Annotated in this window: 16 protein-coding genes; 5 read left to right on the forward strand and 11 right to left on the reverse strand. The window is 30.7% G+C overall.

Annotation, left to right across the window (positions count from 1 at the left end; translation table 11 throughout):
* Window positions 1-30 precede the first annotated feature (30 nt).
* A complete protein-coding gene (locus tag AC28QF_RS04495; protein WP_488200565.1) occupies window positions 31-765 on the forward strand; it encodes a TrmH family RNA methyltransferase in 735 nt (244 codons plus the stop codon).
* Here the strand turns inward: AC28QF_RS04495 and AC28QF_RS04500 are convergent.
* The 3 genes from AC28QF_RS04500 to AC28QF_RS04510 are packed head-to-tail and all read right to left on the reverse strand — an operon-like array spanning window position 757 to window position 3,702.
* Complete coding sequence (locus AC28QF_RS04500; protein ID WP_488200564.1) at window positions 757-1,371, reverse strand: deoxynucleoside kinase; 615 nt, start codon at window positions 1,369-1,371, stop codon at window positions 757-759. The two genes, AC28QF_RS04495 and AC28QF_RS04500, sit on opposite strands and share 9 nt — an antisense overlap.
* Window positions 1,372-1,427: 56 nt before the next feature.
* A complete protein-coding gene (locus AC28QF_RS04505) occupies window positions 1,428-2,108 on the reverse strand; it encodes a response regulator transcription factor (RefSeq protein WP_488200563.1) in 681 nt (226 codons plus the stop codon).
* Window positions 2,101-3,702: a sensor histidine kinase gene (locus tag AC28QF_RS04510; protein ID WP_488200562.1), complete on the reverse strand. Its 1,602-nt coding sequence runs from the start codon at window positions 3,700-3,702 to the stop codon at window positions 2,101-2,103. Before AC28QF_RS04510 ends, AC28QF_RS04505 begins: the two co-directional genes overlap by 8 nt.
* 144 nt (window positions 3,703-3,846) lie before the next feature.
* On the opposite strand from AC28QF_RS04510, the gene AC28QF_RS04515 reads away from it, so the two are divergent.
* The 3 genes from AC28QF_RS04515 to AC28QF_RS04525 all read left to right on the forward strand — a co-directional run bounded on the left by AC28QF_RS04515 (window position 3,847) and on the right by AC28QF_RS04525 (window position 8,370).
* Entirely contained in the window at window positions 3,847-4,677 is an 831-nt protein-coding gene (locus AC28QF_RS04515; protein ID WP_488200561.1) for a GLPGLI family protein, read from the forward strand.
* Window positions 4,678-4,745: 68 nt separating this feature from the next.
* Entirely contained in the window at window positions 4,746-5,582 is an 837-nt protein-coding gene (locus tag AC28QF_RS04520) for a GLPGLI family protein (protein ID WP_488200560.1), read from the forward strand.
* A 19-nt stretch (window positions 5,583-5,601) separates the two neighbouring features.
* The gene (locus AC28QF_RS04525) at window positions 5,602-8,370 is read left to right on the forward strand and encodes a TonB-dependent receptor (RefSeq protein ID WP_488200559.1); all 2,769 of its coding nucleotides are present in this window, start codon (window positions 5,602-5,604) and stop codon (window positions 8,368-8,370) included.
* A gap of 64 nt (window positions 8,371-8,434) precedes the next feature.
* On the opposite strand, the gene AC28QF_RS04530 is transcribed toward AC28QF_RS04525, so the two are convergent.
* The gene (locus AC28QF_RS04530) at window positions 8,435-13,198 is read right to left on the reverse strand and encodes a GEVED domain-containing protein (protein WP_488200558.1); all 4,764 of its coding nucleotides are present in this window, start codon (window positions 13,196-13,198) and stop codon (window positions 8,435-8,437) included.
* A gap of 82 nt (window positions 13,199-13,280) precedes the next feature.
* Here AC28QF_RS04530 and lipB point away from each other — a divergent pair, with 82 nt between their 5' ends.
* Entirely contained in the window at window positions 13,281-13,985 is a 705-nt protein-coding gene (gene lipB, locus AC28QF_RS04535; RefSeq protein WP_488200557.1) for a lipoyl(octanoyl) transferase LipB, read from the forward strand.
* A gap of 47 nt (window positions 13,986-14,032) precedes the next feature.
* On the opposite strand, the gene AC28QF_RS04540 is transcribed toward lipB, so the two are convergent.
* The 7 genes from AC28QF_RS04540 to AC28QF_RS04570 form a co-directional block, all read right to left on the reverse strand.
* Window positions 14,033-14,677: a YceI family protein gene (locus AC28QF_RS04540; RefSeq protein ID WP_488200556.1), complete on the reverse strand. Its 645-nt coding sequence runs from the start codon at window positions 14,675-14,677 to the stop codon at window positions 14,033-14,035.
* Between the two features lie 67 nt (window positions 14,678-14,744).
* On the reverse strand, window positions 14,745-15,461 hold the full coding sequence (locus tag AC28QF_RS04545; protein ID WP_488200555.1) for a tRNA threonylcarbamoyladenosine dehydratase: 717 nt from the start codon (window positions 15,459-15,461) through the stop codon (window positions 14,745-14,747).
* Complete coding sequence (locus AC28QF_RS04550; RefSeq protein WP_488200554.1) at window positions 15,458-16,102, reverse strand: TatD family hydrolase; 645 nt, start codon at window positions 16,100-16,102, stop codon at window positions 15,458-15,460. The genes AC28QF_RS04545 and AC28QF_RS04550 overlap by 4 nt, the downstream gene beginning before the upstream one ends.
* Before the next feature lie 11 nt (window positions 16,103-16,113).
* Window positions 16,114-16,566, reverse strand: a complete 453-nt coding sequence (gene dtd, locus AC28QF_RS04555; RefSeq protein ID WP_488200553.1) for a D-aminoacyl-tRNA deacylase — start codon at window positions 16,564-16,566, stop codon at window positions 16,114-16,116.
* Entirely contained in the window at window positions 16,567-17,532 is a 966-nt protein-coding gene (gene rsgA / locus AC28QF_RS04560; protein WP_488200552.1) for a ribosome small subunit-dependent GTPase A, read from the reverse strand. It abuts the gene before it with no gap.
* Window positions 17,533-17,955: 423 nt separating this feature from the next.
* Window positions 17,956-19,038: a chorismate mutase gene (locus tag AC28QF_RS04565; protein WP_488200551.1), complete on the reverse strand. Its 1,083-nt coding sequence runs from the start codon at window positions 19,036-19,038 to the stop codon at window positions 17,956-17,958.
* A 102-nt stretch (window positions 19,039-19,140) separates the two neighbouring features.
* Window positions 19,141-19,989, reverse strand: a complete 849-nt coding sequence (locus AC28QF_RS04570; protein ID WP_488200550.1) for a prephenate dehydrogenase — start codon at window positions 19,987-19,989, stop codon at window positions 19,141-19,143.
* Window positions 19,990-20,015 lie beyond the last annotated feature (26 nt).

The following is a 20,015-nucleotide window of genomic DNA, read 5'->3' on the forward strand; positions in this document are numbered from 1 at the left end:
TAGTGGTTATAATGTGTTAAAAAAGATTTAATGAGTTTATCTAAAAGCAACCTGAAGTTAATAACAAGTTTACAGCAAAAAAAGTATCGCCAAAAGCATAAATTATTTGTAGCGGAGGGAATAAAGGTTGTAAAAGAATTATTAAATTCTTCTTTAGAAGCATCGCATGTTTTTACGGTAGATGAATCTTTTATTGTTTCGAATGAAATACCGCGTACTGTTATATCGGAGAATGAATTAAAAAAAATCAGTACTTTAAAAAATCCGAATAAGGTTTTAGGATTGTTTAAAATACCAGAAGATAAAGAAACTAATGAAACAGGTTTAATAGTTGCTTTAGATGAAGTGAATGATCCTGGTAATTTAGGAACCATTATTCGTTTATGTGATTGGTTTGGAGTTTCAGAACTTGTGTGTTCTAAAAACACTGTTGATAGTTACAATCAGAAAGTAGTGCAATCTACCATGGGTTCTTTAACGAGAGTGAATGTTTCTTATGTTGATTTGCCAGAATTTTTATCTAGCACTCAATTACCAATTTATACAGCAGATATGGATGGAAGTAACGTGTACAAAGCATTATTGCCAGATAAAGCTATTTTAGTAATGGGAAATGAAGCAAACGGAATTTCAGCAGAAATATCGGCAATTGTAAAGCACAAATTAACTATTCCTAGGTTTGGCGAAATTCAGCAAACAGAAAGTTTAAATGTTGCTACTGCAACTGCTATTTTATTAAGCGAGTTTAAAAGAGGTTTAGAATAATCCGTTAATTTGAGCATCAATTCTATCAATAATAGAACCCAAATCTTCCTGGTTTTTAACGAAATCTAAATTATCAACATCAATAATTAATATTTTTCCCTTGGTGTATTTACTTGCCCAAGCTTCATAGCGCTCGTTTAGTCGGCTTAAATAATCGATACTAATTGAGTTTTCGTACTCTCTACCTCGTTTGTGAATTTGTCCAACAAGTGTAGATATGTCAGCACGTAAATAAATTAATAAATCTGGCGGAGTTACCAAATTTTCCATTAATTCGAATAATGAAGAATAGTTGCTATAATCACGATTAGTCATTAAACCCATCGCATGTAAGTTGGGTGCAAAAATGTGAGCATCTTCGTAAATGGTTCTATCTTGAATAATTTTTTTACCAGATTGCCTTAATTCTAAAACTTGACGAAAACGGCTGTTTAAAAAGAAAACTTGCAGATTAAAAGACCAACGTTCCATTTCACCATAAAAATCATCTAAATAAGGATTTTCATCTACCGATTCGAAATGAGGATCCCAATTATAATGTTTTGCGAGTAATTGTGTTAATGTTGTTTTACCTGCGCCTATATTTCCGGCAATTGCTACATGCATATTTTTAGATATTTCAAGATGGTAAAATTACATAAAAAAAGGGATTTCAAAAGGTTTTAGCACATCAATTTATATCCGTAGCCTCGTACATTTACAATTTGAATATTTTCGTCGTGTTTTAATTTCTTACGTAATTTAGATATAAATACATCCATACTGCGTGCGTTAAAAAAATCGTCGTTGCCCCATAGTTTTTTCAATATAAAAGAACGATCTAATATTTCGTTTTTCTTTTGATAAAGATGAAATAGCAATTCAGATTCTCGATGCGTTAGTAATTCGGGTTCTGAATTAAAAAACAAAGTTTGTTTGCTGTGATTAAAAATAAAGTTACCAATTATTAATTTATCAGAAGTTGTTTTTAATGATGCTCTGTTTAATAAAGAATGCACGCGAACAATAAGTTCTTCCATAGAGAAAGGTTTTTTTAAATAATCGTTGCCGCCATGTTCAAAACCTTCTAAAACATCTTTCGTTTGCGATTTAGCTGTTAAAAAAATAATAGGAATATGTTTATTTTCTAAACGGATTTCTTTAGCTAAAGTAAAACCATCTTTTTTAGGCATCATAACATCTAAAACCAACACATCTGGTTGCTCTTTTTTATAAAAACTAAGAGCTTCTTCACCATCTTGGGCATGAAAAACATCAAAATCTCTCGTTTCTAAACTTTCTTTTATAATTTGCCCTAAACTAGGTTCGTCTTCTGCTAATAATAATTTTATTTTTTTACTCATCTGGCAACGTAATTTTAAAAGTAGTTTCTTTTGTGTTTGAAGTTAAAGAAAGGAAACCGTTGTGTTTTTCTATGATTTTTTTAGAATAATACAAGCCAATTCCAAAACCTTTTACGTCGTGCGTATTTCCTTTAGGAATGCGATAAAATTTTTCAAATATTTTTTCTTGTTGATTTTTCTCAATCCCTTTTCCTTTGTCAGTAACCGAAATTTCGATATTATTTAATACAAACACTATCTTTATTTGTATCGTATCTCCGCCATATTTTATGGCGTTGTCGATAAGATTAGAAACAGCATTTTCAAAATGAAAAGCATCTAATTTTGTAATTAATGTGGCAGTATTTGTTGAGAAATAAATGTTTTTATCAATCAATATTTGCTGATGTTTTTGAGATATTTTCTCAACTAAATCAATAATATTTATCGGTTCCTTTTGCAACATTAAGTTCTCACTATCTAAAGTGGCGGTTTCTAATAGTTTCTCTACCATTTGATGCAGTTTTTTAAGTTGCATCGAAGAAATAGAAAGATATTTTTTAGTTTTCTCTTTATCGTTAAGCATATTAAAATTATCAATAGCTTCAATAGCTGTAGAAATTGTAGTAATAGGTGTTTTAAATTCGTGTGTAATGTTACTTATTAAATCGTTTTTAATTTCTGCCAACTCTTTTTGTTGATTGATAACGTTTAACAAATAAAATAAACTAGAAATTACGGCAAGCGATAATAGTAAGGACAAAATGATACCTGTAGAGCTTCTTTTTAAAGCCTCGTAGGTTGGGTTTTTATAATAGAGATTAAATTTTTCATCAGCTTTTAAATAGGTGGATTTTGCTTGAGTTTTAAGGAACGATTTTGTATCGTTGGTTTTGTTGCTGTAAAAAAGAGTGTCTTTTTTTAAGTGATTAAAGTAATATTTAGTGTTTATTCCTTTATTAATAAGTTCTTTTGATAAGATAGAATCAATACTCTTATAATTTATAGTGTCGTTTTGTATCGCTATAAAAATAGTTTGCAACCCTTTTATCAATTTTAAGCTATCGGTGGCTTTTTTACCTAAAAAAACTTGAATATTTTCTGCGTTTTTATGTTTTATAGTTTTTATTTCTTTATCAGCATGTAAAAAAACATTTGTAGAAATTTTATTGGTACTATCTTCTATTGTTGGAAAGTTTATTTCATCTTTATGAAAGACAGATTTCATAAAATTAGTATCCATTTTTTTAAAATCTTCATCATCACTATTTATTTGAATAGAAGTTATTTTATAAGAAAGGCTATCTTTTAAATGACGTGGGTTTTTTCTTTTTTTTATTCCTGATGTTTTAAAGATATTTTTCCAAATTTCATCTTTCTTTAATTTGTCAGACGCTGTGAGTTTTTCAGGTTCTATAATTGCAAAATGATTCTTTTTAGAGAGGTTTACGTAATAAGCTTCAATTGAATTGTCTAAACTTAGTTGAATTTCATTTAAAACACGTTGCTTTTTTTGTTCATAATTTTTATAGTTCCAATACAACTGTACCCCAATTGTTGTGAGTATAGTTGTAATGATAAAATATAAAATCCAACGATTTTTTTTGTTTTCCATGTTTCAAAGATAAGTAGTTAGCTGTAATTACAATAACGGCTTAACACTCGTTAACATTGGTTAACTTAAAGTAAACGCTGATCTGTTCATATTTGTAGTGTAGAATTAAATGAACCAATTAAAATAATAGAAAATTTATAAAAAATGAAAAAAGCAATAGCAATAATAACACTGTTTTTAAGTATCTCAATTTATGCACAAGAGTTTCAAGGAAAAGCTACTTATAAAACAAGTAGAAAGGTAGATTTTAAAATGAATGATAAAAAAGGAGGCAATTCAGATCTTCAAAAACAATTACAAGCACAATTGTTAAAGCAATTTCAGAAAACTTATACGTTAAATTTTACGAAATCAGAATCTACTTATAAACAAAATGAAGAATTATCTACTCCACAAGCTCAAAACGGAGTAAGCATTCAAATTATGGGAAATGGTGGAGGAACCGATGTTTTGTATAAAAATGTTGCTGATAAACGATTTGTAAATAAAACTGAAATTAGTGGAAAGCGATTTCTTATTAAAGACAAGTTAAGTGAACTTGATTGGAAAATGACAAGCGAAACCAAAAACATTGGTAATTATACTTGTTATAAAGCAACAAGGAAAAGAGAAGAAACGAGAACTTCTTTTTCTATGACAGACGGAGAAAGAGAAAAGAACGAGGAAAAAGTAACTATAGAAACAGTTGCTTGGTACACACCACAAGTACCAGTAAGTAATGGTCCTGGGAAATTTTGGGGATTACCAGGATTGATTTTAGAAATTCAAGATGGAAAGCAAACGATAGTTTGTACCGAAATTGTGATGAATCCGTCGGATAAAGTTCTGATTAAAGAGCCATCAAAAGGAAAAAAAGTAACACAAGAAAAGTTTGATATAATAATGGATAAGCACTCAAAAGAAATGATGGAACGTTTTAAAAGTAAACGTAAAAGTAAAGATGGAAATTCATTTAGCATTCAAATACAAGGATAGTATTAAACCTTTTTAGTTTTGTTGAGTCTAACACATAATTACAATTATGTGTTATAAAAAAAGCAAAAATGAAACAATTTACAACCATCTTTTTTCTGTGTATATCGATTACAATTTTTTCACAGGCTAATTTTCAGGGTAAGGCAGTGTATCAATCCAAAACAACAATGAATAGTGATTTTGGAGGAAGACAAATGTCTGAAGAACGAAAAAAACAAATTATGCAACGTATGAAAAGTATGTTGGAAAAAACATTCGTTTTAAGTTTTACAAGAGAAGAATCAATTTACAAAGAAGAGGAAAAATTAGCTGCGCCAACAACTGGCGGAAGAGGTTCTAGATTCGGTGGTTTTTCAGGTGGAGGAACAAAGTATAAAAACATAAAAGAAGGAGCTTTGTTAGAATCAACAGAGTTTTTTGGTAAAAAGTTTTTAATTTCTGAAGCTGCCGAAAAACCAAACTGGGAATTAGGAAGTGAAACGAGACAAATAGGTAATTACACCTGTTATAAAGCAACTTTAGTTAAAGAAAATGATGCGCTTGATTGGACAAGTATGAGAAGACCTAGAAGAGACGAAGCTAAAAAAAATTCTACAAATGTTGAAAAAGAATCACCAAAACAAACACTAGTTACTGCTTGGTATACACCACAAATACCTGTTAGTAACGGACCTGGAAATTATTGGGGTTTACCTGGTTTAATTTTAGAAATTAATGAGGGAAGAACAACTATTCTATGCTCAGAAATAACAATGAATCCGTCTGAAAAAATAGAAATTGAAAAACCCGAAAAAGGAAAGCAAGTTACTAGAGTAGAATATACTAAGATGATGAAAGAGAAGATGGAAGAAATGAGAGATCGTTTTAGAAGTGGAAGAAGCGGCGGAAGAGGAGGTCGATTCTAAAAAACAAAATAATATACACATGAAAAAAATATTACTAATAGTCATTTTATTGACTACATGGATAACTAATGCCCAAATAACACTTAAAGGAGTTGTTAAAGACAGCATTGGTAGCCCTTTAGAAATGGCAAATGCAATTGCGATTAATACGGTTACTAAAAAATTAGATTCTTATGGTTTTACTGATGCCAATGGAAACTATAAATTAAACCTTAAAAAAAACACAAGTTATAGTATAAAAGTAAGCTACATTGGTTTTAAAACAGCTGATGTACTTGTGAAAACTGAAGACGTTGATGTTGTTAAAGATATCAGTTTAGGTATAGATGATAGTTTAGATGAAGTAAATGTTACCTATAAAATGCCCGTTACAATTAAAGGAGATACGATTGTTTATAATGCTGACAGTTTTAAAAACGGAACAGAAAAAAAGCTGGGAGATGTTTTAGAAAATCTTCCTGGGGTTGAAGTAAATGAAGACGGTGAAATTGAGGTAGAAGGTAAAGCTGTTAAGAAAATTATGGTTGAAGGAAAAGATTTTTTTGATGGTGATACAAAAATAGCAACTAAAAATATTCCTGCAGATGCGATTGATAAAATTGAGGTTTTAAAAAATCACAGTGAAGTTGGGCAAATGCGCAGTGTAACCGATAATGAAGATAATATCGTTATCAATATTAAATTAAAAGAAGGTAAGAAAAACTTTTGGTTTGGAGAAGTAACAGCCGGTTTAGGAGTAGGAATGACCGATAACAGATACATTGCAACACCTAAATTATTTTATTACAATCCAAAATACAGTGTAAATATTATAACTGATGTAAATGACATAGGAGAAGTGCCATTTACGATGAGAGATTATTTTAAGTTTACTGGTGGTTTTAGAGGTTTAAGCGAAAATAACGGGACAAATTTTAATGTAGGTTCTAGTGATATTTCGTTTTTAACCATGAAAAATAATAGAGCAAAAGAAATTGAATCTAAATTTGGTGCAGTGAACTTTAGCTATTCACCAAAGAAAACTTGGGATTTAAGCGGATTTGCAATTTATTCAGGTAATGAAACTGATATGGAAGAAGCAACAAGTCGTGTGTATTCTAATGCAGGAGTAGATAGAAATAATGTGCCAGCTTATAACGAAAACGATCCGTCATCCATTAAGTATATTGATACCGAACAAACAGAAAACACCACTAATCAAACAAGTGATTTAGGATTGTTTAAAATTAGCTCGAGCTATAAGCCTAACAGCGATAATCAATTCGATTATGATATTTTTGCTAAAATTTCTAAGCAAAAACAATTACAAAACACTTTATCATCTAGAACTTATTTAAATGCAGATGATGAAATAGTGCCGATTAATCAAATTTCAGAACAGAGTCCGTTTTCTATCAATCAAAATTTAAAATATTATTATACTTTAAATGAAAAAAATATTTTTGCTTTTGAAGCGCTACATTTATGGCAAGATGAAGATCCTTTTTACAATGCAGAATTAGAAAAATTATCTTTTGCTAATTTAATAGGCGCAGATGTAAATGCAAATCCGTTTAATTTAGGTCAGAATAAAAGAATAAAAACTAATAAATTTGATGCTAAATTAGATTACTTCTATGTTATAAATCCTAAAAGTAATTTAAATATTACCTTAGGTACCACACAAAGTAACCAGCAATTTAATTCAGATATTTTCGAAATTTTAGGAGGTAATAAAAATACGATTAGTCAAATTACTAGTCAAAATGATGTAGATTTTACATTTAGTGATATATACGCAGGTTTACATTATAAATTTATAATAGGTGTTTTTACTTTTGATCAAGGTTTTACAGCGCATAATTACACTTCTAAAAATACGCAGTTAGGTTCTGAAGTGAAAAATAGTTTTACAAAAATTTTACCTGATGCTTCGATCAAAATTAGCTTAAAAAAATCTGAAACATTACGATTAAGATATAATATGCAAACAAGCTTTACAGATGTAAATCAGTTAGCAGAAGGTTATGTATTTAATAATTACAATAGTTTGTATTCTGGAAATAGAGAGCTAGAAAATTCTTTATATCACAATGTAAGTTTGAATTATTTTAGTTTTAATATGTTTAATTACACCAATATTTTTGGTTCTGTAAATTACAGCAAACGTATAGATGTAATAAAAAGTAACACACAGTTTATTGATGTAAATAGTGTTAGAACATCTGTTAATTCTGCTTTTCCTGATGAAACAATTTCGGCAAGAGCAAATTTTCAAAAAAGTTTTAGAAAGTTTAAAGTACGTTTAGGAGGTAATGTATCACATGCTAAGTCGAACAGTTTAATTACCAACCGTCAAACAAGTGTAGCTACAAACCGGTTAACAAAAACATTTACACAATCATACACATCAAGGTTTAGTACAAACTTTAAAAATGCACCAAATTTTGATGTAGGTTATAACGTATCAATAAATAACTCTGATATTGGAGGAATTAAAAATTCGTTTACCACCCACAGTCCTTATGCGAACTTAGATATCTTCTTTTTAAAAGAATTTATCTTTACATCTAAATATACTTTTAATAAAGTAATTAATGAAGGAAGAACTATTGATGAATACGGATTTTTAAGAGCTGATTTAACCTATCAGAAAAAAGATAGTAATTGGGAATACAAGCTAAGTGCTACCAATTTATTAGACTCAGCCGGATTAAATCAAAACAGTAGTAACGATATTTTTGTAAGTAACTCTACTTATGTAATTCAACCAAGAATAGCGATGTTTACCATAAAGTATAATTTATAGTAATCCATTTTATTAAAAAGAAAAAGCGAGCTATTAAGCTCGCTTTTTTTATTTGTAGTAATAATTACTTAATTATTATTTTTCTTGTTGTAAGCTTTCCATCATTTTGAACTTGTAGTAAATACAAACCACTACTTACTTTAGGAAATTGAATTTCTTCATTGAATTTACTTGAAATAGTAGAGAAACTTTGAGTGTCTAATAAATTACCTGCGAAATCGAATAATCTAACAACGGTTAAATCTTTAGATTTTACTTTAAAATCGACAGTAATTGTTCCTTCAGAAGGTATAGGATATAAGTTTAAATCGGTAAATAAACTTTTATCTGTAGCAAAACTTTCTTCAACATTTATCGTATAATCTTCAACCTCACCGTTAAAATCTAATTCACAAGATCTTGCAAATTCATTTAATTTTGTAGAAACTCTTAAGGTAGTTGTACCAATTAAGGCATCGTCAGGAACTGATATTGCTTCTCTGTTAGATGTTATGTCGTAAGCTTCATCAGCATCAAATAAACAGTTTTGGTTCCAATCGATCCAAGCATATGTTTTTACATTACTATTTCCATCTGAATTAATAGTTGTGTTTATATCATAACTTTCTCCTCTTACAACACCTGTAGCTATTGATTTAAAATCAGAATATCCACTTGTTTTTGTTGAGGTATTATCAATTTCACCAAAAGTAACATTGGTAATGCTTATTTGAGAAGTTATATTACCAGATGATTTACAAAGATCATCATTAACGTTTAATACAATGTCAATCGATTTAGTTATTGATGAAGTTCCTGTTAATTTAAAGATGTAATCTCCTTTTTCAACATTATTTAAGTTGGTAATAGTAACTGTAACGCTATTGTTCGCGTTAACAGTTGCAGTACTAAATGTTACACTTGCATTTGCAGGAAGATCAGAGGTTGTAAAAGTTACCGTTTCATTAAAATTATTAAAAGTTTTATAATCTATTGTGTAAATAAATTCATTGGTTGCTTTATTACAAACAGAACCACCACCTGTTGTGTTCTCTATGGTAAAATCTGGTGTAATTGTAATTGTGTAATCTTCAACTTCACCATTAAAACCTAATTCGCAAGTGCTAGGATCCCTATCGTTTGCCGGCTTTGTAGTAACTCTTAAGGTTGTAGTACCTGGCAAAGCATCTTCAGGAATAGCAATTGCCAGGCCACTATTACTAGTTGCTGTATTGGCGTTAGTTACATTTCCTAAATCATATTGTTCACCAGTATCAAATAAACAGTTTTGGTTCCAATCTATCCAAGCAAACGTTTTTGTAGTGTTATTACCGTCAGAATTTGCATTAACAGTTAAATTATAGCTGTTTCCTATTATTACTTCTGTAGCTATTGATTTAAAATCAGAATACCCAGCTGTTTTTGCAGAACTGTTATTTATCGTTCCAAAATTAACAAGAGTTGTACCGATTAAAGAGATTGTATTTCCTTCGGATTTACAAATAGTATCATTTACATTAAAAAGAATATCGATAGATTTTGTAACAGAAGCTGATGTTGCTGTTACCGTCATGGTATAATCACCAATAGTTGCATTGTTTAAATTAGAAAGCGTTAAATCTATAGAGCCACTAGTATTTACAGATGTCGGACTAAACGAGCTTGTAGCACTTGTTGGAATTCCAGTAACAGAAAAACTAACATTTTCGTTGAAACCAAACAATGTTTTATAATCAATAGTAAAAACTTGTTCTTCTACAGCTTGATTACAAATAGATAAATTACCGGTTGTATTGGTTAAGGTAAAATCTGGTTGCGGTTCTTCTTCAACTATAATCGTATAATCTTCAGTTTCTCCCCATTCACTTGTATGATCAGCATCACAAGCACCTTCACCATTAGGAGCTCCATCTTGGAAATACTCAATAATAACTCTCATTCGAGTTTCTCCTAGCACAGCATCATCAGGAACTCTTATGTTTAACGCAGCAGTTGCAACATCTTCTAATTTGTTACCTAAGTCATATCTTTCTGTTGTATTGTCGAATTTATAATCTTGGTTCCAATCGATAAAAACATAACAATGATCTTGGTAACCAGCAGTGTTAAAGGTTACATTAACTTGATGACTTTGGGTTCTTTTAATAGCTGTAGAGATAGAAGTAAAATCTTCATATCCATCTACAGTATCATTCCCAGAATTATTATTAATACTATTAAAAGTTACATTTGTTATATGTTCTGATCCGCCAGCTTCATCCGTAAATGTAGAAGTACAATAAGAAGGTATTTCTGTTGTGAATTCACTTGTAGTTGAGTTAGCACCTTCACCACATTCATTTATAGGTTTTACTCGCCAAAAGTATTTTGTAATACCGCTTAAAGGAGTAGAAGGAATATAGGTGTTAGTTGTTACTGTTTCGTTAATTGCCGTTGCTGTAAAACCAGCATCTGTAGCAACCTCAATATTATAAGAAGTAGCATTTGCATCGGCTACCCATTCAAAACTAGGGCTCACACTTATGTCTGTAGCAGTATTTGTAGGTCTTGTTAAAGATATAGTTGAAAAATCTGTTCCAATTATCTTTAACGCAGCATTTACAGTTTGAGAAACAGAAGGAGATTCAGCATTTACAACAACTGTATAATCTTGTTGAGCTGTTCCGTCTAAGTTGCTTATGGTCATAACAACATTCCCATTAGCATCAATAGTAGTAGGAGAAAAAACAACATTAGCACCTGTAGGTAAATTCGAAGCAGATAAAGTAGCCGTTTCAGAAAAACCATTAATAAATTGAAAGTTTAAAGTATACTCAACAGTGTTACCTCCTGTATTACAAACCGTTTGTTGATTGGTTTCATTTGATACTAAAAATGTAGGTCCTGCATCATTAATTGTAAAGTTTGTTGCGTTTACGTTATAAAAAATATTATCAGCAGCTTCTACCAGTATACGGGCAGTAGTTGTAGGGTTATTTGGGATGGTAATATCTTCAGTACCATCATTAATTATATTTTCTTTTAATAATATAGGAAAAGTAACTCCGCCATCGATAGAAAGTCTAATGTTAACATTACTACAATTTATAGGAGCTTGATCTGACGTTCCTTTATTCCAGGTTATTGTTTGCGAAGAGCCAATACCCCAAGTCACGCTAGTGTTAGGAGCAGTAACTGTAAAAGCTTCAGCATCTGTAACAGTAACTGTCATATCATCTCTATCAGAACTACCACCACCAGCGTTATTGTCTCTAACGGTAAGTGCAAAATTTAATTCTCTAGCAACAGAAGGCAAAACAATCCATTCATCTGAACCTCCACTTACAACATTTGTTAATGTAGGTAAATATCTGTTAGGAGAAGTACTTGAAGGTAAAGATCTAAACGCAGGTCCTGCTGTACTTGTCGATTCTAAAGGGATACTAGCAGATTCTGTGTCTATTTGTTCCCAATTGTATGTTAAACTAGCAAGTCCCTGAGCATCGGTAGCTGTTGCTTTTAATATAAAAGGAGTAGATTTTGGAATATTAAAGTTTGCACCAGCATTTGCAACAGGAGCATCATTATTGGTATCTGTTTGAGTAGCACAATTACCTGTATTTTGAACATGTGCCCACATTTGTGCAATACTTACGGCGTGAAAATAATCATCACTTCTGTTTTGTACATTTTGCGGAGAACAAATACCTGCATAGGCCATAATAGTTGTACCACTTCCTGGTTCTACAGAGGTAGCACCAATGTTACCACCGCAATTACCTGCTGTTCCGTTAAATGTATGTGTAGCTCCAAATTGATGCCCTAATTCATGTGCTACATAATCAATATCAAAGGGGTCATTAATTGGTTGACCGCTTCCGGTAATACCACTAGCTTTAAGGCCAGGAGCACAAACAGATCTTAATGAGGCTAATCCACCACCACCAGTACTAAATGTATGGCCAATATCGTAATTAGCATCACCAATTATATTGTCACACTTTAGTTGACTCTCATCAATTAAACTATCTGCGTCATTATTACTTAAATCATCAGTAGCAGCATCTAAAAATATTAATTTATCGTTGTCGTTTACTATAACCATTCTAACAGCTAAATCTTTTTCATAAACTGCGTTTACTCTAGTTATAGTTGTGTTCATTGCTGATAAAACGGTTGCTTTTTTTACAGCATCAGTTGCTGTGTTTGGAACACCTTCTCTATTAATATGAAACTGAGAATATTCACCAGTAGAAGCAATAGCAATTCTAAAAGTTCTTAATTTACCATCGTTGGCATTTCTTTTTAAGTTTGTTGATGCTACTATTTTATTAGCGGATGTTTTAATTTCACATGAAAAATCATTTTTAGTAGCAGTTAAATCTTCTCGCTTATAAACAAGATATTGTTTTTTGTCTTTCGTAAACGGATCGATATATATGGTACTTTCTTTTCCTGAATGAATTAACGCATGAAAACCATTGGTACCAATACTAATTTTAGCTACTGCAGTAGGATCATCAATTCCTTGAGCAGAATATGATTTAATCATCGGGAATTTTGCGGCTAATCTAGGCGCTAAATATGATGTTTCTACAATAGAAAATCTTTTTAACTCTCCTTTAGAATTAGGAAGTGTAATTATGTTTTTACTATTTTTTGATTTTAAACTAGCCAAATGATTTGTAAAGCCACTTAAGTTTAAAGATGCTAAAGCGTATTTATCAGGGTTGTTGTCTCTAGCAAGAATTTCGTTCTTTTGAAAAGAGCCGGCTTTTTGTGCTGTGCTATTCCAAAAATTTTGAGAGAATGAATTACTTGCAAAAAAAGTAAAAATTAATACTACTAAAAGCGTGGTCTTTTTAATCATAATTATCTAGTTAATCGGTATAGAATATAACAGCTTAAAGCTAATTTTCCCTACCTTTGGGGACTTGTTTAGATACAAATTTATGAATAAAAAAATAAGAGTCAGTGATTTAGGACAAAAAGATTATAAGGAAGCCTGGAATTACCAAGCTCAGCTGTTAGATGAAATTGTTTCCTTAAAAAGAGAAAAAAGAAATAATATAGATGGAGTTATAACACCAAATCATTTTTTATTTGTTGAACATCCCCATGTTTATACACTAGGTAAATCTGGAGACATGAGTAACTTATTGTTAAATGAAGAAGGATTAAAAGAAAAAAATGCTACTTTTTATAAAATTAATAGGGGAGGAGATATAACATATCACGGTCCTGGACAAATAGTGGGATATCCTATTATCGACTTAGAGAATTTCTTTACAGATATTCATAAATACTTGCGTTTACTAGAAGAAGCGATTATATTAACAATAGCAGAATATGGCTTAAAAGGAGAGCGTAGTGAAGGTGAAACCGGAGTTTGGCTTGGAGTTGGAACACCATTTGCTAGAAAAATTTGCGCTATGGGAATTCGTGCAAGTAGGTGGGTTACCATGCATGGTTTTGCTTTAAATGTAAATGTAAACTTAGGGTATTTCGATAATATTATTCCGTGTGGAATTAGAGGTAAAGCGGTTACTTCTATGGAAGTTGAACTCGGTAAAAAAATATCAGAAGAAGAAGTAAAAGAAAAAATATTAAAACATTTTAAAGCACTCTTCGAGGTTGAAGAATATATTAAAGCATAAAAAAAGGGTTGACATTGTCAACCCTTTTTTTATGTGGAATTCTAAAATTATTTTTGAGCTTTAATATCAAAAGAAAGTTCCATTAAGTCGTTAATGAATTTATCTTTTAAGGCAGCATCAATTTTCTTAGACTTATAAGTAACACCAAAATCAGTTCTGTCAATACTAAAAACATCACTTTTAAAAGTAGCAGTACCTTCGTTTTCAGATACTGTAGCAGGTATTGTAATGCTTTTTGTAGTTCCTCTAAGTGTTAAATTACCAGTTACATGTAATTTACCATCTTTAGTTTCTGAACTAGCAACTACAAATTTAGCAGTAGGAAATTTAGCTACATCAAAAAAGTCTTCATTTTTTAAATGCTTTTCTAAATCTTCTTTACCGTTACCAGCTTCTAAATCTAAACAAGAAATAGAATTCATGTTAATAACAAATTCACCTGAATTAAGTACACCATCTTTAATATCAAATAAACCTTTTTCGATACTAACAACTCCGTTATGAGAACCTGTTGGTTTATTTCCTTTCCAAGTAACAGTAGATTCAGCAATGTTTGCTTTGTAAGAATTAATTACATTTTCTACTTTTTTTACATCTTTAACTTCTTCGTTAGCAGTTACTTTGTTTTTTTCTGATTTACAAGAAATAGCAGTAATTGCGATAAGAGCAATGGCTAAAATTGATTTTTTCATTATGATTGATTTTTAATTATTGATTTTATTGACTACAAATGTAATTAAAAAATAGTTTCCGTGGAAGTTATTTTTTTGTTAAGATTTTATTTATAACAAAAGAACTTGCTTGTAGGCCAAAAGCAGCAGGCATATAACTAATAGTTCCGTAAAACGATTTTTTAAAATTTGTACCGTTTGTAAGTTGTAAACTTTCTGGAATCTGAACTTCTTCAGAATAAACAGCCATCACACCTTTGTTTACATTTAATTTTTTTAATCTCTTTTTAAGTGCGCGTGCCATTTTGCAATTTTTAGTTTTACTAATATCTTTAACAACAACTTTGCTTGCATCTAGCTTTCCGCCAGCACCCATTGCGCTAATTAGCTTTACTTTTTTTCTTCTAGCCGCAACAATTAAATTAATTTTAGGCGTAATGCTATCGATACAATCTAAAACGTAATCGTATTCCTTGCTTACTATTTCAAAAGCCCTTTCAGGGGATAAAAATTCTTCTAACACCTTTAGTTCTATTTCAGGATTTATATCTTTAATCCTGTTAGCTATTACAGCTGTTTTCGATTTGCCAATGGTGCTTTTTAAAGCAGGTAATTGTCTGTTTATATTCGTTTCATCAAAAGCATCACCATCTACAATTGTCATTTTTCCAACACCAGCTCTTGCTATGAATTCTGCAGCAAATGAACCAACACCACCTAAACCAACAATTAAAATATTTGCTTTGTGAAGCTTTTCAATTCCTTCTTTCTTAACTAATAATTCCGTTCTCTCTAACCAACTCATTTTATAAATAACGTATTAAAATTTTGATGTATTTTTCTTGTTAATTCTTCAATTTTTAGCGCTTTTATTGAAGCTGCTTTTTGATAAATAGCACTAATATCAATTTCATCGGAATCAGTTTCTAAAAAAACAGTATCTAAAGAAATATCTTTAAAAGTTTTTTGCAATTTAGTAGCAGTAGTTAATGCTTTTCCGAAGGATAAAAAACAGCCATTTTTTATAAGTGATAAAGCCACTTGACTATTTTTGTTAAAACCATGGATAATCCATTTTTGTTGAGGTTTTAGTGTCTTTTTTAAATGAAATAGCTCTTCAAATGATTTTACACAATGTATAATTAATGGTTTTTGATATTTTTCTGATAAATGAACCTGTTTTTTAAAAACTGTTAATTGAAGTTCATAATCCGTTTTACATAACTTATCTAAACCACATTCGCCAATAGCAAAACAGTTTTTAAGTTGTAATTGTTGTTTGATAAAATGAATTTCGGAATCAATCTCTTCCTCATTAATATTCCATGGATGAATTCCAATAGAAAAAGGAATGCTAAAATCTGTTGAGTTGGGCTCGCAATTTAAAATTGATATGGTTGAATTGTCGCCAGGTTTATGATGCGTATGTACGTTGATAAATTTCATAATCAACGTTTTTATACTTTGTCTTTAGTATCGATAATAATAGTAACAGGACCGTCGTTTAATAATTCAACTTTCATATCGGCACCAAACTCACCTGTTTGTACTTTTTTACCTAAATCTTGTTCAAACTGATGAATGAATTCTTTATATAAAGGTATTGCAATTTCTGGTTTTGCAGCTTGCATGTAACTTGGGCGATTGCCTTTTTTAGTAGAAGCTTGTAAAGTAAACTGACTTACAATAATAGCGTCTCCTAAGCTATCAATTAACGATTTATTCATAACGCCATCGGCATCATTAAAAACCCGAAGATTGTTTATTTTTTTAGACAACCAATCAATATCTTCTTTCGCATCGTCATTCGTAATACCTAAAAGAATAAGTAATCCGCTTTTAATATCAGCAACTTTTTTACCTTCAATAGTTACACTTGCTTTAGATACTCTTTGAATAACTGCTTTCATTTATTCTTGATCTTTTTCCCAAATATCAGTACGATAATGTTCTTCTTCTCCTTCTAAAATTTGCAAATAACTTTTATAGCGAGACCATGAAACAGTATCTTCTTCTAAAGCATCTTTTACAGCACATTTTGGTTCGTTAACATGAATGCAATTATTGAATTTACAATCTTGTTTTAATGCAAAAAATTCTGGGAAATAATCGCCTAACTCTTCTTTATCAATATCAACAACACCAAAACCTTTAATACCCGGAGTGTCAATAATTCTTGCATCTTGCGAGTTTTCGAGATTTAAATCGAACATTTCAGCAAATGTAGTAGTGTGTTTCCCTTGATTATGCTGGTCAGAAATTTCTTTGGTTTTTAAATTTAAAGAAGCATCAATTGCATTTACTAAAGTTGTTTTTCCTACTCCTGAATGCCCTACAAACATAGATGTTTTTTCGAGCATTATTTTTTTAATCAGATCAACGTTTGTATTTTCTTTTGCAGATACTTCTATACATTTATAACCGATAGTTTCGTAAATATCTTTTAAGTATAAAATCTCTCCACGTTCTTCTATTTCGTAAGAATCTATTTTGTTAAAAACTAAAATAGTATCGATTCGATAAGCTCTTGTTGAAACTAAAAAACGATCGATAAAAGTGGTAAAAGTAGGTGGGTTGTTAATGGTAATTAATAAAAAAACCTGATCGATGTTAGATGCAATAATATGTGTTTGCTTGGATAAGTTAACAGATTTACGAACAATAAAGTTATCGCGTTCGTGAATATTGGTAATTACACCAGTTTCTTCATTGTTTTTAGTTTCAAGATCAAAATCTACCTTGTCGCCAACAGCAATAGGATTCGTGCTTTTAATGTCTTTTAAACGAAATTTACCTTTAATACGGCATTTGTATAAAACCTGTTCACACTTAACCAAATACCAACTTCCTGTAGATTTATATACCGTTCCTGTCATATTGCAAAGATGAGAAATTTTTAAAAAATAATGGTGACACTTCTATTGATTTTCAATTTTATAACAAAAAAATGATTGTGTGTAATTTATAAATACTCACTTTACGGATTTCTAATCTTGTTTCAGGTTCTCATTAGAATTTATTGTTTATTATGAGGATGTGATTCTGAAATAAATTAAGAATGACGCATTAATATTAAATTATGAATCCAAACGAATATTTATGAAAACGATGTAATTATAATATAAAAAAAATCCTTTAGGTTTTTTATGCCTAAAGGATCTTTTTTATGTTAAAAATTTACGTTGTTAAAAAGTGTTACGCGTTAAGGATTTAGTGACTTGTTTGAGCTCTTTTTTGTTTGCTTAAAAAGCAAAAAAAGCGAGTAACGAAAGCCTGACCCTTGTGGTAACGCTCTAAAACTATCCTTTAATAATTTTTTCTTGATGATTGATAGATTCTTGGTGAATTGCCTTAAACATTTTTAAAACAAACTCTTCACTTAAACCTCTTGTTTCACCTTCTAAAATCATTTTTCCTAAAATTTCATTCCAACGTCTAGATTGTAAAACGGCCACATTTTTCTCTTTCTTTAAAAGTCCGATTTTATCAGCAACCTTCATTCTTTTACTCATCATTTCTATAAGCTGATCATCAATAACATTTATTTGAGCCCTTAAATTACTTAAAGATTCTCTGTAAGAAGAGTCGGTTTCGGTTTCTTTACGGATTTTTAAATCTTCCATAATATCCTTTAATTTAGCAGGCGTTACTTGCTGGGCAGCGTCAGACCAAGCATTTTCAGGATCGAAATGTGTTTCAATCATTAAGCCATCAAAATTTAAATCTAAGGCAGTTTGCGAAACATCAAAAATCATATCTCTGTTACCCGTAATATGGGAAGGATCGCAAATTAAAGGCAAATCAGGAAATCTGTTTTGAAATTCAATAGCCAATTGCCATTCAGGAATATTTCTATATTTTGATTTCTCGTAAGTAGAAAATCCTCTGTGAATTGCACCTAAATTTTTAATTCCGGCAGTATATAATCTTTCAATTCCACCTAACCATAAAGCTAAATCGGGATTTACAGGGTTTTTAACCAAAACAATTTTATCGGTTCCTTGTAAAGCATCAGCAATTTCTTGCATTATAAAAGGAGAAACTGTAGATCGTGCTCCGATCCATAATAAATCGATATCGTGCTCTAAAGCTAACTTTACGTGTGCGGCGTTTGCAACTTCTGTACAGGTTTTCATACCTGTTTCTGCCTTTACTTTTTGCAACCATTTTAAGCCTAATGCACCTACACCTTCAAAGTTTCCAGGTCTAGTTCTTGGTTTCCAAATTCCAGCACGAAAATAATTTACATCAGAATCTTTTAATTCGTGAGCAATTTTTAAAACTTGTTCTTCAGTTTCTGCACTACAAGGTCCTGCGATTACCAATGGGTGCGCAAGTTTCATGTCGTTTAACCAGGTTCTTAACTCTTTTGTATTCTCCATTCTAATTAATTATTTGTGCTGCTTTTTTAAGCAAACTTTGTTTTTTGAATCAAAGTATATTAGACTCAAAAGAAAGCTCAAAATTACAACTATTTTGGTCTTTTATTTTATACCGTTTAATATTTTTTTTATGTGATTTGTACTTTCCATTTCATTATAAATTTCAGTAAAATCGTCTTGTAACATCAATTTTTTAAATTGCTGTAAATTGTTAATATATTCATCTAATGTTTCAATTACATTCTCTTTATTTTGTTTAAAAATGGGTGTCCACATGGCAGGCGAACTTTTAGCTAAACGAACGGTAGAGGCAAAACCCGAACCTGCCATATCAAAAATATCGCGTTCATTTTTTTCTTTCTCTATCACGGTTTTTCCAAGCATAAAAGCACTTATGTGTGATAGGTGAGATACATAAGCAATGTGCTTGTCGTGTGATTTTGCATCCATATATCGAATTCGCATTCCTAGTTTAGAGAATATTTCTAAAGCAATTTCTTGCAGTTTAAAAGCTGTTTTTTCTACTTCGCAAATGATATTTGTTTTTTGTTGAAACAAATTTTCATGAGCAGCTGTTGGTCCTGAAAACTCTGTTCCGGCAATAGGATGGGTTGCTAAAAAGTTTCTTCTCTTCGGATGGTTTTTAACAACTTCACATACTTGAGATTTTGTAGAGCCGACATCTAAAACCAAGCAAGTATCAGAAATTGTATCTAATACTTTAGGAAGTATTTCTAACTGAACATCAACAGGAACAGAAATAATTACAATAGCCGCCTTTTTTAAATCGCTAAATGTTGCTTTATGATGAATTACACCAACCTCTTCAGCTTTGTTTAAATGATTTTCGTTCGCATCAATTCCGTAAATAACAGCTTCAGAATATTCTCTTTGAATATCTAAAACCATGCTTCCGCCAATTAAACCAACACCGATTACAAATACATTCATTTTTTTGTTTTTTATTTTCGATTCCG

The sequence above is a fragment of the Tenacibaculum sp. M1.3A genome, assembly GCF_057732375.1.

Coding starts and splice junctions, on each gene's coding strand:
- AC28QF_RS04495 (WP_488200565.1), top strand. CDS start 31: ATGAGTTTATCTAAAAGCAACCTGAAGTTAATAACAAGTTTACAGCAA.
- AC28QF_RS04500 (WP_488200564.1), bottom strand. CDS start 1,371: ATGCATGTAGCAATTGCCGGAAATATAGGCGCAGGTAAAACAACATTA.
- AC28QF_RS04505 (WP_488200563.1), bottom strand. CDS start 2,108: ATGAGTAAAAAAATAAAATTATTATTAGCAGAAGACGAACCTAGTTTA.
- AC28QF_RS04510 (WP_488200562.1), bottom strand. CDS start 3,702: ATGGAAAACAAAAAAAATCGTTGGATTTTATATTTTATCATTACAACT.
- AC28QF_RS04515 (WP_488200561.1), top strand. CDS start 3,847: ATGAAAAAAGCAATAGCAATAATAACACTGTTTTTAAGTATCTCAATT.
- AC28QF_RS04520 (WP_488200560.1), top strand. CDS start 4,746: ATGAAACAATTTACAACCATCTTTTTTCTGTGTATATCGATTACAATT.
- AC28QF_RS04525 (WP_488200559.1), top strand. CDS start 5,602: ATGAAAAAAATATTACTAATAGTCATTTTATTGACTACATGGATAACT.
- AC28QF_RS04530 (WP_488200558.1), bottom strand. CDS start 13,198: ATGATTAAAAAGACCACGCTTTTAGTAGTATTAATTTTTACTTTTTTT.
- lipB (WP_488200557.1), top strand. CDS start 13,281: ATGAATAAAAAAATAAGAGTCAGTGATTTAGGACAAAAAGATTATAAG.
- AC28QF_RS04540 (WP_488200556.1), bottom strand. CDS start 14,677: ATGAAAAAATCAATTTTAGCCATTGCTCTTATCGCAATTACTGCTATT.
- AC28QF_RS04545 (WP_488200555.1), bottom strand. CDS start 15,461: ATGAGTTGGTTAGAGAGAACGGAATTATTAGTTAAGAAAGAAGGAATT.
- AC28QF_RS04550 (WP_488200554.1), bottom strand. CDS start 16,102: ATGAAATTTATCAACGTACATACGCATCATAAACCTGGCGACAATTCA.
- dtd (WP_488200553.1), bottom strand. CDS start 16,566: ATGAAAGCAGTTATTCAAAGAGTATCTAAAGCAAGTGTAACTATTGAA.
- rsgA (WP_488200552.1), bottom strand. CDS start 17,532: ATGACAGGAACGGTATATAAATCTACAGGAAGTTGGTATTTGGTTAAG.
- AC28QF_RS04565 (WP_488200551.1), bottom strand. CDS start 19,038: ATGGAGAATACAAAAGAGTTAAGAACCTGGTTAAACGACATGAAACTT.
- AC28QF_RS04570 (WP_488200550.1), bottom strand. CDS start 19,989: ATGAATGTATTTGTAATCGGTGTTGGTTTAATTGGCGGAAGCATGGTT.